Raw genomic sequence first — 13,162 nt, forward strand, 5'->3', positions numbered from 1 at the left:
CCACGAAGCGGCACGTTTGGCCACCCATTCCGATGCTAATAAGTCATGACACAGGATGCGAGCGGAAAACGTATCGCCCGTTCTTTGCCCGCTGCCGTCGAGCCGAGATGGAGTGACGCCAACTCCACCCTTGTTGCCCGAGGCTTTCGGCTGTAGAGCCTAAAGCAAAGCTTACAAACGAGAAGAACACGGGATTTGGCAATGGAATCCGGCGACAGCACGAAGCGCCGTCTGACGATATTGGGCTCGACCGGCTCGATTGGCACGAATACGCTCGACGTCATCGACCGGCTGGGTGGACGAGATCGTTTCGAGGTCGCCGCGCTGACCGGTAACGGCAATATCCCGCTTCTTGCCGAACAGGCGCGCCGGCTCGGCGCCGAACTTGCGGTGACCGCGGACGACAACCTTTATCAGGACCTGAAATCGGCGCTCGCCGGCAGCGGGATCGCGGTCGCCGCAGGTCGCAGCGGCCTGACCGAGGCGGCCGAACGCGACGCCGGCTGGGTGATGGCGGCAATCGTCGGCAATGCCGGGCTTGCCCCGACGCTTGCCGCGGCCCGGCGCGGCGCCGATATCGCCCTTGCCAACAAGGAGTGTCTCGTCTCGGCCGGCAGCCTCTTCGTCGACGCGGTCAAGACGGGCGGCGGCCGGCTGCTCCCCGTCGACAGCGAACATAATGCGATCTTCCAAGTGCTGGAGAACGATCAGCGCCACGCCGTCGAACGAATCATCCTGACGGCCTCCGGCGGCCCGTTCCGCACCAAGTCGCTCGACGAGATGCGCCACGTGACGGCCGAGACGGCGCGCGCCCATCCGAACTGGTCGATGGGGCTGAAGATCTCGATCGACAGCGCCTCGATGTTCAACAAGGCGCTGGAAATGATCGAGGCGCGCCATCTCTTCGGGCTCAATCCCGAGCAGATCGAGGTCATCGTGCATCCGCAGTCCGTTATCCATTCGATGGTTGGCTACAGCGACGGATCGGTGCTGGCGCAGCTCGGTTGTCCCGATATGCGCACCGCCATCGGCTATGCGCTTTCCTATCCAAGCCGGTGCGATCTGCCGGTCGAGCGGCTCGATTTCGCGAAACTCTCGCGACTCGACTTCGAAGCGCCGGACGAAGTCCGCTTTCCGGCGCTCCGCCTCGCGCGGCGCGCCATGGAGGCAGGCGGTGTCCAGGGCGCCGTGTTGAACGGCGCCAAGGAAACGGCGCTCGAGGCCTTCATCAAGGGACGTACCGGCTTCCTCGCCATGGCCGAAATCGTCGAAAAGGTTATGGACGACCTTGCGGACCTGCCTCCGGCCGCCACCATGGACGACGTCTTCGCCGCGGACGAAAAAGCCCGGCAGATGGCTGCCGGGCTCATTGGGTAGAATATTCGTCAGGCCGCGCTTACGCGACCGCCCTGGCGAGTGCGCAGCGCGACCAGAGCGAATGCAGCGCGCCGACCAGATGGTCGATATCGGCATCCGAATGCAGCGGCGTCGGCGTGATGCGCAGGCGCTCGGTCTTCTTCGGCACCGTCGGATAGTTGATCGGCTGGACGTAGACGCCGAAATTGTCGAGCAGCAGGTCGGAGATCCACTTGCACTTGGCGGCATCGCCGACCATCACCGGCACGATATGGCTTGGATTGACCATGTGCGGAATGCCGCGCTGGTCGAGCAGCAAACGCAGCCGCCGCACGCGCTCCTGATGCGCGAAACGTTCGAGCTGGCTTTCCTTCAGGTGACGGATGGAGGCGAGTGCACCTGCGGCAAGCGCCGGCGGCAAGGCCGTGGTGAAGATGAAGCCGGAAGCGAAGGAGCGGATGAAATCGCAAAGTGCCGCCGAACCGGTGATATAGCCGCCCATGACGCCGAAGGCCTTGCCGAGGGTTCCCTCAATCACCGTCAGCCGGTGCATCAGTCCCTCGCGTTCGGCAATGCCGCCGCCGCGCGGGCCGTACATGCCGACCGCGTGCACTTCGTCGAGATAGGTCATCGCGCCATACTTGTCGGCAAGATCGCAGAATTCCTTGATCGGCGCGATGTCGCCATCCATCGAGTAGACGGATTCAAAGGCGATGATTTTGGGCGCACGCGGATCGGCCGCCGCAAGCTTGGCTTCGAGATCGGCGACAGAATTGTGCTTGAAGATCACGCGTTCGCATTTCGAATGGCGGATCCCCTCGATCATCGAAGCGTGATTGCCGGCGTCCGAGAAGACGATGATGCCGGGAATCTTGGAACAGAGCGTCCCAAGCGCGGCCCAGTTCGACACATAGCCGGAGGTGAACAGGAGGGCGGATTCCTTGCCGTGCAGATCGGCGAGCTCACGCTCGAGCAGGACGTGGTAGTGATTGGTGCCGGAGATGTTGCGCGTGCCGCCGGCGCCGGCGCCGCATTCGTCAATGGCGCGCTTCATCGCTTCGGTGACGATCGGAGACTGACCCATGCCGAGATAATCGTTCGAGCACCATACGGTCACTTCCTGGGTGCCATCGGCCGTGTGGCGCGTTGCCCTCGGGAAGTCACCGCGATGGCGGGCGAGATCCGCGAAAACCCGATAGCGGCCTTCCTGATGCAACCCGTCCAGCTCGTTTTTGAAGAAACTCTCGAAATCCATCATCATCTCCAGTGCCCTGACGCCTTTCATTCATTCAAAGCGGTCAGGGGTCAACCCCGGAAGGGCCCCTGCTCCTGCGGCAAAAGGCCCCTACTTTTGAACTATTCCAAAACAGGTAGTGCAACTCCATCCGCCTAACTTTGATCGAAGTCAAGCTTTTGCAAAAAAGGACGGCCGAGGCCGCCCTTATTTCGATACTTAAGTTCCATCAAGCCGCGGCCACTGCGCGCTTGGTCATAACCTTGATCAGGTTGGCGCGATAGGCAGCGCTGGCATGAAGATCTGTCAGCAAATCCGATGCATCCACGGAGACGTTGCCGACTGCATCCGGTGACCAGTTGCCGGCAAGTGCCGCCTCCATGCCCTGATGGCGGAAGACGCCGTTCGAGCCCGCGCCGGTCACCGCGACGCGCACGTCGCCGTTGTCGCGGCGCGCGACAAAGACGCCAGCCATCGCGTAGCGCGAGGCGGGGTTCGGGAACTTCTGGTAGGCCGCCTTCGCCGGCGCATCGAAGGTGATGGCGGTAATGATCTCGCCATCGTCCAACGCCGTTTCGAACAGTCCGGTGAAGAAGTCCGCCGCCGCGATCTCGCGATTGTTGGTCACGATCGTTGCATCAAGTGCCAGCAACGCTGCCGGATAGTCCGCCGCCGGATCATTGTTGGCGATGGAGCCGCCGATCGTTCCCATGTGGCGGACATGCGGGTCGCCGATATGACTGGCCAGCGTGCAAATCGCCGGACAGACCGCCTTGAGTTCGGCCGACGACGCGACTTCGTGATGGGTTGTCGCCGCGCCGATCCGCACCGACCGTCCGTCGACAGTAATCCCTTTCATTTCGGCGATGTGCCGAAGGTCCACGAGATCGCTCGGCGCCGCCAGCCGCTGCTTCATCGTCGCAATGAGCGTCATGCCGCCGGCGAGTAATTTGCCTTCGGCGGCCCCGCTGATCAGCTTCACGGCCTCTTGAACAGAGCACGCTCTGTGATAGTTCGTCTCATACATCTCTCGTCCTCCGTCTCAATTGGCGGCATGGGCCGCGGCCCAGACCTTCTCGGGCGTCGCGGGCATGGTAAGGGTATTGTTGCCGATCGCGTCGGTGATCGCATTGATCAGCGCCGGCGGCGAGCCGATCGCACCCGCTTCCCCGCAACCCTTGACGCCGAGCGGATTGTTCGGACAGGGCGTGTTCGACGTCGACACCTTGAATGACGGCAGGTCGTCGGCGCGCGGCATGGCGTAATCCTGATAGCTCGCCGTCAGGAGCTGGCCGGTATCCGGATCGTAATGGACGCTTTCGAGCAGCGCCTGGCCGATGCCCTGTGCCAATCCGCCATGCACCTGTCCCTCGACGATCATCGGATTGACGATATTGCCGAAATCGTCCGCTGCCACGAACTGGACGATCTCCGTCTTCCCGGTATCCGGATCGACCTCCACCTCGCAGATGTAGCAGCCTGCCGGGAAGGTGAAATTCGACGGATCGTAGAAGGCGCCCTCCTTCAGGCCAGGCTCCATTCCGGCCGGGAGGTTATGGGCGGTGTAGGCGGCAAGCGCCATCTGGAACCAGGGCACCGACTTGTCGGTACCGGCAACCTTCAGCTCGCCATTTTCAATGACGATGTCGCTCTCGTCCGCCTCCATGAGATGGGCGGCGATCTTCTTGGCCTTGGCCTCGACCTTGTCCAGCGCCTTGACGACCGCCGACATGCCGACGGCGCCCGATCGGGAGCCATAGGTTCCCATGCCCATCTGTACCTTGTCCGTGTCGCCATGGACGATATTGACGCTGTCGATCGGCACGCCGAAGCGGTCTGCGACGAGCTGGGCAAAGGTCGTCTCATGCCCCTGGCCGTGGCTGTGCGAGCCGGTCATCACTTCGATGGTGCCGACCGCATTGACCCTGACCTCCGCCGATTCCCAAAGGCCGACGCCGGCACCGAGCGAGCCGACGGCGGACGAGGGCGCAAGCCCGCAGGCCTCGATATAGCAGCTCATGCCGATGCCGCGCTTCATGCCGCGCCGCTCCGCTTCCGCTTTCCGGGCGGCAAACCCGTCCCAGTCGGCCGCGGCCATCGCCGCTTTCAACGACGCTTCATAGTCGCCGGCGTCGTAGTTCATGATCACTGGCGTCTGATGGGGGAAGGAGCGGATGAAGTTGATGCGCCGCAGCTCGGCGGGCGAAAGACCGAGCTCCCGTGCCGCGGTCTCCATCGTCCGCTCGAGGAGATAGGTGGCCTCCGGCCGCCCAGCGCCGCGATAGGCATCGACCGGGGCGGTATTGGTATAGACCGTGCGGACATTGGCATGGATCGCCGGGATATCGTACTGCCCGGAAAGCAGGGTGGCATAAAGATAGGTCGGCACGCACGAGGAGAAGAGCGACATATAGGCGCCAAGATTGGCGATAGTGTCGACCTTCAGCGCGGTGATTTTGTTGGAGCTGTCGAACGCCATTTTCACGGTCGACACGTGATCGCGGCCGTGGGCGTCGGTCATGAAGGCTTCGGTACGATCGCACGTCCACTTCACCGGTACGCCGGTCCGCTTCGAGGCCCAGAGACAGACGATCTCCTCCGGGTAGATGTAGATCTTCGAGCCGAAGCCGCCGCCGACGTCGGGGGCAATCACCCGCAACTTGTTTTCCGGCGCGACGTTGTAGAAGGCGCTCATCACCAGCCGCGCCACATGCGGATTCTGACTGGTCGTGTAGCAGGTATAGTGATCGTCGCCCGAGTCGTAGATGCCGAGGGCCGCGCGCGGCTCCATCGCATTCGGCGACAGGCGATTGTTGAGGATTTTCAGCTCCGTCACATGCGCCGCGGCCGCGATCGCCGCGTCGGTCGCGGCTGCATCGCCGAGCTCCCAGTCGAAGATGAGATTGTTCGGTGCTTCCGGATGAAGCTGGGGCTGGCCGTCGGCCAGCGCCTTGACCGGATCGGTGATGACCGGCAGCGGGTCATAATCGACGACCACGGCCTCGGCCGCATCGCGCGCTTCGTTCACGCTGTCGGCGACGACCACCGCGACCGCATCGCCGACATAGCGCACGGTCTCGTCGGCCAGCGGCCGCCAGGCGCCCATCTTCATCGGCGAACCGTCCTTCGAGTGGATCATCCAGCCGCAAATCAGGTTCCCGATGCCGTCTGCCGTGAGCTGCTTGCCGTCGAGCACGTCGATGACGCCGGGCATCGCTTTCGCCGCCGCGGCATCGATGCTCCTGATCTTCGCATGCGCGTGGGGGCTGCGCACGAAAACCGCGTATTTCATGCCCGGCACGCTCATGTCGTCCGTGTAGCGGCCCTTTCCGGTCAGGAACCGCTTGTCTTCCTTGCGCGCCACCCGCGCGCCAATTCCTTCAACGCCCATTGCCTATCTCCTCCCGAGACATTCAGCGAAAGTCCTGCGATGAAATCCGTCGGGGACGCTTTCGTCCCTCAGAAAGCGCCTCATTCGGCCGCTTGGCGCACGCTGCCCATCTCGGCCGCGGCGGCGAGGATCGCCTTGACGATGTTGTGGTAGCCGGTGCAGCGACAGATGTTGCCCTCGAGCTCGGCGCGCACCGTCGCCTCGTCGAGGTTGCTGCCGTGCCGGGCGATCATGTCGACGGCGGTCATCACCATGCCCGGCGTGCAGAAACCGCATTGCAGCCCGTGATGCGCCTTGAACGCCGCCTGGACCGGATGAAGCTCGCCGTCCTTGGCCAACCCTTCGATGGTGGTGATCGACGAGCCTGCCGCCTGCACCGCGAGGATGGAACAGCTCTTGACCGACAGTCCGTCCATATGGATGACGCAGGCGCCGCACTGCGACGTGTCGCAGCCGACATGCGTGCCGGTCAGTCCAAGATTTTCGCGGATAAAGTGCACCAGCAGCGTCCGGTCATCGCACGTGCCGCTGACCTGGCGGCCGTTGACCGTCATCGTTATTTTCGCCATTTCGCTCCTCCGGGGTCGGTCGTGCCAACTCGAGCGCGGCTTCAAATCGGGTGACATGCGTCCACGCGACTGAAGTACGCGCAACTGATATCAATGCCCTTTGCCCGCGGGCCCGCTCCTCCCGGACTGACGCGGCGCTTTGTATCATTTGTCTTTTTTTGGAATGCCGCAACCGTTTCGGCCAGTGCGCGACAAAAAAATTCCGCGGGGGCTGTGACTGCGGGAACAGCGCCTTCATGTTCCGTTCAGGAAACATCCCATTATCTTGCGGCGGGAACATTTCGCTGGATCCCGTGGACTTTCACGGGCGACCGTTTATTTTCCCGATTGCAAGTTCAAGTGGCGGAGACGTTCGTCGACCCGCCTTCAATCCAGGGACGGACGAAGCGACAGGCTGAGATCCGTAGAGATCGGAGAGGACAACATGAAGAAAGCCATCGCATTGGTGCTGGTCGCCTTGTCGGTCGCAAGCTGCACGCAGACAGAAAAGGGCGCCGGCATCGGTGCTGCATCGGGCGCGATCATCGGTGGCGCGATCACCGGTAACGTACGTGGTGCTGCGGTCGGCGCAGCCATTGGCGGCGTATCCGGCGCGTTGATCGGCCATGTGAGCGAACAGCCGGGCCAGTGCTACTACCGCGACCGCTACGGCCGCCGCTACATCGACCGTTGCTGATTGCCGCAGCGATCCGCAAGCACACGGCCCCGGAGCGATCCGGGGCTTTTTCTCTGGAGGCCAGCGTTGTCCGTTCGCATGCGGCGTTGTGGCCACTTGAAACCGTGTCCCGCTCCTCCACCTTCTTGAGCAGTATCAACTCCACGAATGTGGGAGGGCCAGGAGCGACCTTGCTGGCCACCGATATTCAACAGGGCACCTCGCTCTCTGTTCGTCCGCATTGACCGGCAGTCTTGAAAGACCGTGGCCTTCCTCTTCGTCTTCAAAGGGAGATGGAAATGGCAAAGGTCGTTTGCGTCCTCTATGATGATCCGGTCGACGGCTACCCGACGGCTTACGCGCGGGATGGCCTGCCGAAACTGGAACACTATCCCGGCGGCCAGACGCTTCCCACCCCGAAGGCTATTGATTTTCAGCCGGGCATCCTCTTGGGAAGCGTGTCCGGCGAACTCGGCCTAAGGAAGTTTCTCGAAAACCAGGCGCACAGCCTGGTGGTGACCTCGGACAAGGACGGTCCCGACAGCGTGTTCGAAAGGGAACTTGTCGACGCCGAGGTTGTGATCTCGCAGCCCTTCTGGCCGGCCTATCTGACTGCGGAACGGTTCGCCAAGGCGGCCAAGCTCAAACTCGCGATCACCGCCGGCATCGGCTCGGACCATGTCGACCTGCAGGCCGCGATGGACCGCAGCGTGACGGTCGCCGAAGTGACCTATTGCAATTCGATCAGCGTATCCGAGCACGTGGTCATGGTGATCCTTAGCCTTGCGCGGAACTACATACCCTCCTACCAGTGGGTCGTGAAAGGGGGCTGGAACATCGCCGACTGCGTCGCGCGCTCCTACGATATCGAGGGCATGGAGATCGGCACGGTGGGTGCCGGGCGGATCGGCACCGCGGTGCTGCGCCGGCTGAAGCCATTCGACGTCAGACTCCACTACACCGACCGACACCGGCTGCCGGACGCGGTCGAGAAGGAGCTTGGCGTTACCTTCCATCAGACCGCGGCGGAAATGGTGCCCGTCTGCGATGTCGTGACTATCAACGCGCCGCTCCATCCGGAGACGGAAAACCTCTTCGACGAGGCCATGATCGCCAAGATGAAACGTGGCGCCTATCTCGTGAACACCGCACGCGGCAAGATCTGCAATCGCGATGCCGTCGCGCGGGCGCTTGAGAGCGGCCAGCTCGCCGGCTATGCGGGCGATGTGTGGTTCCCGCAGCCGGCACCCAAGGACCATCCGTGGCGATCGATGCCCTATCACGGCATGACGCCGCATATTTCGGGCTCGTCACTGTCCGCCCAGGCGCGCTATGCCGCCGGCACACGCGAGATTCTCGAATGCTGGTTCGAAGGCAAGCCGATCCGCGAGGAATATCTGATCGTCGCCGGCGGCAAGCTCGCCGGAGCCGGCGCGCACTCCTACAGCGCCGGAGACGCGACGCGCGGGTCCGAGGAGGCGGCACGCTTCAAGACCTGAATGCGCCGGATCTGCGGATCGCCTGACAGTTGCAACGTGGGGGAGCCCCCGAACGGCGTATTGTCCGTCGAGCTGCAATTTTGTGCCTCAAGCACAACATAACGAGGCCCTTTTGCCGAAAATCTGCCCCGAATCGTCGCTTCGGGGTGGATGCGGCAGCCCGTCATCGTTAACAGATAGAAAACTTTGTTCTGCTAAAGTGGCCGATGCCGCATATGCAGGCAGTTTGTTGTGAGTCGCCTGAAACGGGATGCGGAGGGGATGTCTCCAGCACGATCGAGCATTGCGCACTGGAAGGCAGCGACCGCTCTCGCAGTTGTGGCTTCGGCGGTGCTCGGCCCGTTTTCCATCGACCAGGCCCATGCGTTCAGGCTCTTCGGCATGCGCTTCTTCGAAAGCGACGAGGAAGAAGTCCAGGTCATCAACCCGGTCAACTATGCCCTGACATTTGACGCCGGGACCGATGACAAGGAGCTACGGGAGGCAATCGAGAACAGTTCGCTGCTCTACCAGGACCGGGAAAATCCGGTCTCCGGCGATCTCGGCCTTGCGATCAAGGCACGCGACGACCGCGATCGCATCCTCGCGGGCCTTTATGAAAAGGCCCGCTACGGCGGAACCATAACCATTCTGGTCAACGGACAGAATATCGACAGCCTGCCGCCCGATCCGACCTTCCCGAAAGGCAAACCCGTGCCGGTTTCGGTCACTGTCGTGCCGGGGCCGGCGTTTACCTTGGACTCGGTCAGGTTCGAAGGCGATGCCGCCGGGTTCGATCCGGCCGCTTACGATCTGAAGCGCGGCGGCCGCGCCGACTCGACCTTGATAATCAAGGCGGGCGAGCAGATCGTGGACGATCTGAAGGAACAGAGCCGACCGCTCGCGAAGCTGACGGAGCGCAGCGTCGTCGCCGACCATGCCACATCCACCGTCGACGTGACGATCAGCGCCTCCGGCGGCCCCGTCGCGCCGGTTGGACAGCTCACGGTCACCGGCACGAAGACCGTCGATCCTGATTTTGTCAGGGATTATTCCCGCCTCAACAACGGCCGCCCCTATTCGCCGGAAAACATCCGCAAGGCCGCCGAACGCCTGCGTCAGTTGAACGTTTTTTCGAGCGTCACGATCAAGGAAGCCGATGCGCTGACGCCCGACGGCAAGATCCCGATGAACATCGAGGTTTCCGAAGGCAAGCACCGCTATTTCGGTTTTGGCGGCCAGGTCTCGACCACAGACGGCCTCGGTGTGCAGGGCTATTGGGGCCATCGCAATCTGTTCGGCCGCGCGGAATCCTTGCGAATAGAAGGCTCGGTCAACCGGATTGGCGAGACCACGGACGTCGGCAGCCTCGACTATTCCGCCGGTATCCTGTTCGCCAAGCCTGGCGCCTTCGGCCCGGCATCGACCTTCACTGCCAGCCTTCAGGCAAGCCTGGTCGACCCGGACGCCTACCGCGCAAAGATAATCACCGCGGCAGCCGGCGCAACCTTCGAGCTTTCGCCGCAGGATACGTTCTCGGGCGGGGCGGAATTGAGCTGGGCGGACGTCGACGACGCCTTCGGCAAGAACTCCTATCTTACCGCCGCCCTCCCGTTCGAATATGTTCGCGACACGCGCGACGACAAGCTGAACGCAACGGAAGGCTATCGCGCGCTGATCAACGCCAAACCGAGCTACGAGATCGAGGGGAAGACCTTCTTCAGCTCGTTCGAGGCCTCCGCCTCCGGCTATTACGCGCTGGGCGAGGAAAAGCGCTTCGTGCTTGCTGGCAAGCTCGGCGCCGGCATACTCGTCGGCGGTGACGAACTCGCCGACATACCGGCGCCCCGTCGCTTCTTCCTCGGCGGGGGCGGGTCGGTACGCGGCTATTCCTTCCAGGAGATCAGCCCGCGCGACGAAGACAACGATATGACCGGTGGCCGCTCCTATGTCAGCGCCTCGCTCGAAGCGCGCATCGCGATAACCGAAACGATCGGCATCGTCCCCTTCCTTGACGCCGGTACCGTTTCAGAAGCGACGACCCCCGATTTCTCCGATATCCGCGCCGGTGCCGGCATCGGCCTGCGCTATGCAACCTCTTTCGGACCGATCCGGTTGGATTTCGCCGTACCGCTCAACAAATACCCCGACGGGACCGACTACGGCATCTACGCCGGCATCGGCCAGTCTTTCTGAATTGCGCCTGATTTTGTTGATAGTTCAGGCAGATAGTTTACGCAGGCGACAACCCGCTGCCGATTCCGAAACGGCGTAAGTTGGTCTATGGGTAGGATATGAATCAGGTCATCCGCTTCCTTCGGTCCGCGCTGCGCTTTATCCTTGCCGGCCTCGGCACTCTCGTGGTCCTGCTCCTCCTCGTCATCGCCCTGGTCGGCTTCACGACGCCCGGCGCGCGGCTCGTCGCCTGGGCAATCGAGAAATACGCCGCAACGCCCGACCAGATCGTCCGCATCTCGGATCCGAGCGCCCTGCTGACCGGTGATTTCAAGGCCGGCTCGGTCACGCTTTTCGACGGAAAGGGGATCTATGCGGAGATCCGCGATCTGTCGGTCAACTGGTCGCCGGTCGAGCTATTGTCCATGCGGTTCAATGCGAACCATATTTCGGCGGGCTCGATCCGCGTCGAACGCACGCCCATTCCCTCGACCGAGACAAGGGAGGTGCGGAGGAGTTTCGCACTGCCGGTCGAGGTCAAGATCGACGCCTTCGATCTCAAGGAGATCATGATCGGCAAGGCGATCGCCGGCGAGGATCAGTTCCTGACCGCGCGCGGCAACGTGAACGCCACGAATTCGAGCATCGCCCTTGCGTTCGATGCCACCGAACGCGATCGCCCCGAGGCGCACGCCGTCGCTGATATTCTCTTCAATCCGGCCGGCAATCAACTGAAGCTGGAAGCGAAGGTCGCCGAACCGAAGGGCGGACTGCTCGCCAAACTGCTCCGCTTGCCGGGCGAACCGGCTGTCGACATCACCTTGACCGGAGAAGGCCCGCTTTCCGATTGGGCCGGATCGGGCACAGCTTCGCTCGACGGCAACGAGACCCTCCGGCTCGATGGGCGCCATGTGCAGGCCGCGGACGGCATGCACCGGTTGACCCTCGCCGGTGGTGGTGCCCTCGTGCCGCTCGTGCCGGCGGTGTTCAAACCGCTGTTCGAGGGGACGACGAAGATCGACGTGACGGCCGCCTTCGATGGATCGAGCAAGGTGAAGATCGAGGCCGGCAGGGTTTCGACCGGCGCACTGACTCTTGACGCATCCGGCATCGTCAACAGCAAAGGCGAAAACAATCTTCAGGCAAGCCTTGCAGGCACCAGCGGCGCCATCGACTTCCGCTGGCCGCTGCGGGAAGGCGAGTTGCGCGCGCTGATCAACACCGCCAATCTCTCGCTGATCGGCGACGGACAATCGGCGATCCTCGACATCGCTGGCGATATCCCTTCGCTCTCCCTGCCGGAGATGAGCCTTGGCGCCGTTCGGCTTTCGGCGCAAAGCGACGCCTTCAATCTGCAAACACAGTCCGGATCGCTGAAGACGACGGTCGAGGTCGGCGAGAGCCGTTTTGAAAGCGCCGATCTCGACCGGGCGATCAAGGCGCCCGTGAAGCTCGACGGAACGATCGACGTCGGGCCGGAGAACATTCGTTTCGATCCGCTGACGATCGAAAGCGCAAGCATCGGCGGCAGCATTACCGGCAACCTGAGCCGCGCCGATACGACGGTCGAGGCGGCCTTCAAGCTGTTTGCGGTGCCCGGTGTTCTGCCGCCCGGCATCGCCGCAAAATTCGACAACACGATCGCGGTGACGGGAAGCGTCGCGACCGGGGAGGACGGCAGCGTCCGGCTGAGCGGCCTCGAAGTCAAATCCGGTCCCCTCGATGCCTCGGGCACCATGACGCTCGCCGACGGCGCACTGACCGCCGATATCGAGGGCAATCTGCCCGATCTCGGAAGGCTTATCGCCGACGCCCGGGGTGCGGCGGCGTTCCGCGCTTCGCTCTCGGGTCCGCTCAACGGACTCGGCATCAAGGCGGAAATGACCTCCAGCGGCGCAACGCTGGCCGGCCGCACGCTGGAAGATCTCAGAATCAACGCCGATGCGACGGCGGCGCCGAGCAACCCACAAGCCAAGCTGACCGCGACCGGCACGCTTGGCGGCCAAGCGATCAATGCCCGGGCCGATGTGGTCTCCGAGAACGGCCGCACCTCGATCCCGGCCCTGGAAGCGACGATCGGCGACAACCGGCTGACCGGCGCGCTCAACCTGACGCCCGACTTCAAGCCGGACGGCACGATCGACTTCACCCTGCCCGATCTCGGCCTGCTGGCCGCCATGGCCGGCCAGACCGCGTCCGGCGATCTCGCCGGTTCCGCAACAGTCCGCACCGTCAATGGCATTACGTCGATCGCGCTCAAGGCGAGCGGCGGCAGCATCAGCCGCGATGCGCTGACGATTGCCA

General features: G+C 63.0%; 9 protein-coding genes. 5 read left to right on the forward strand and 4 right to left on the reverse strand.

The window, feature by feature from the left end; all coding sequences use genetic code 11:
• Positions 1–201: 201 nt before the first annotated feature.
• Entirely contained in the window at positions 202–1,377 is a 1,176-nt protein-coding gene (gene dxr, locus GHK62_RS18830; protein WP_153440657.1) for a 1-deoxy-D-xylulose-5-phosphate reductoisomerase, read from the forward strand.
• A gap of 19 nt (positions 1,378–1,396) precedes the next feature.
• Here the strand turns inward: dxr and hemA are convergent, their stop codons facing one another.
• From hemA to GHK62_RS18850, 4 genes are all read right to left on the reverse strand, one after another.
• Positions 1,397–2,611: a 5-aminolevulinate synthase gene (gene hemA, locus GHK62_RS18835; protein WP_167528296.1), complete on the reverse strand. Its 1,215-nt coding sequence runs from the start codon at positions 2,609–2,611 to the stop codon at positions 1,397–1,399.
• A gap of 208 nt (positions 2,612–2,819) precedes the next feature.
• A complete protein-coding gene (locus tag GHK62_RS18840; RefSeq protein ID WP_153440658.1) occupies positions 2,820–3,617 on the reverse strand; it encodes an FAD binding domain-containing protein in 798 nt (265 codons plus the stop codon).
• Positions 3,618–3,632: 15 nt separating this feature from the next.
• A complete protein-coding gene (locus GHK62_RS18845; RefSeq protein ID WP_153440659.1) occupies positions 3,633–5,981 on the reverse strand; it encodes a xanthine dehydrogenase family protein molybdopterin-binding subunit in 2,349 nt (782 codons plus the stop codon).
• A gap of 80 nt (positions 5,982–6,061) precedes the next feature.
• Entirely contained in the window at positions 6,062–6,550 is a 489-nt protein-coding gene (locus tag GHK62_RS18850) for a (2Fe-2S)-binding protein (protein WP_153440660.1), read from the reverse strand.
• Between the two features lie 424 nt (positions 6,551–6,974).
• On the opposite strand from GHK62_RS18850, the gene GHK62_RS18855 reads away from it, so the two are divergent.
• From GHK62_RS18855 to GHK62_RS18870, 4 genes are all read left to right on the forward strand, one after another.
• Positions 6,975–7,226, forward strand: coding sequence for a YMGG-like glycine zipper-containing protein (locus GHK62_RS18855; RefSeq protein ID WP_153440661.1), 252 nt, complete (start codon positions 6,975–6,977; stop codon positions 7,224–7,226).
• Between the two features lie 278 nt (positions 7,227–7,504).
• Positions 7,505–8,704 (forward strand): NAD-dependent formate dehydrogenase, encoded by a 1,200-nt coding sequence (locus GHK62_RS18860; protein ID WP_167528297.1) that lies wholly within the window; start codon positions 7,505–7,507, stop codon positions 8,702–8,704.
• A 261-nt stretch (positions 8,705–8,965) separates the two neighbouring features.
• Complete coding sequence (locus GHK62_RS18865; protein WP_153440663.1) at positions 8,966–10,879, forward strand: autotransporter assembly complex protein TamA; 1,914 nt, start codon at positions 8,966–8,968, stop codon at positions 10,877–10,879.
• A 98-nt stretch (positions 10,880–10,977) separates the two neighbouring features.
• Positions 10,978–13,162, forward strand: a 2,185-nt coding sequence (locus tag GHK62_RS18870; protein ID WP_475527549.1) for a translocation/assembly module TamB domain-containing protein, incomplete at its 3' end; no start/stop codon positions are given.

The sequence above is a fragment of the Sinorhizobium terangae genome (assembly GCF_009601505.1).
Classification (GTDB): Bacteria; Pseudomonadota; Alphaproteobacteria; order Rhizobiales; family Rhizobiaceae; genus Sinorhizobium; species Sinorhizobium terangae.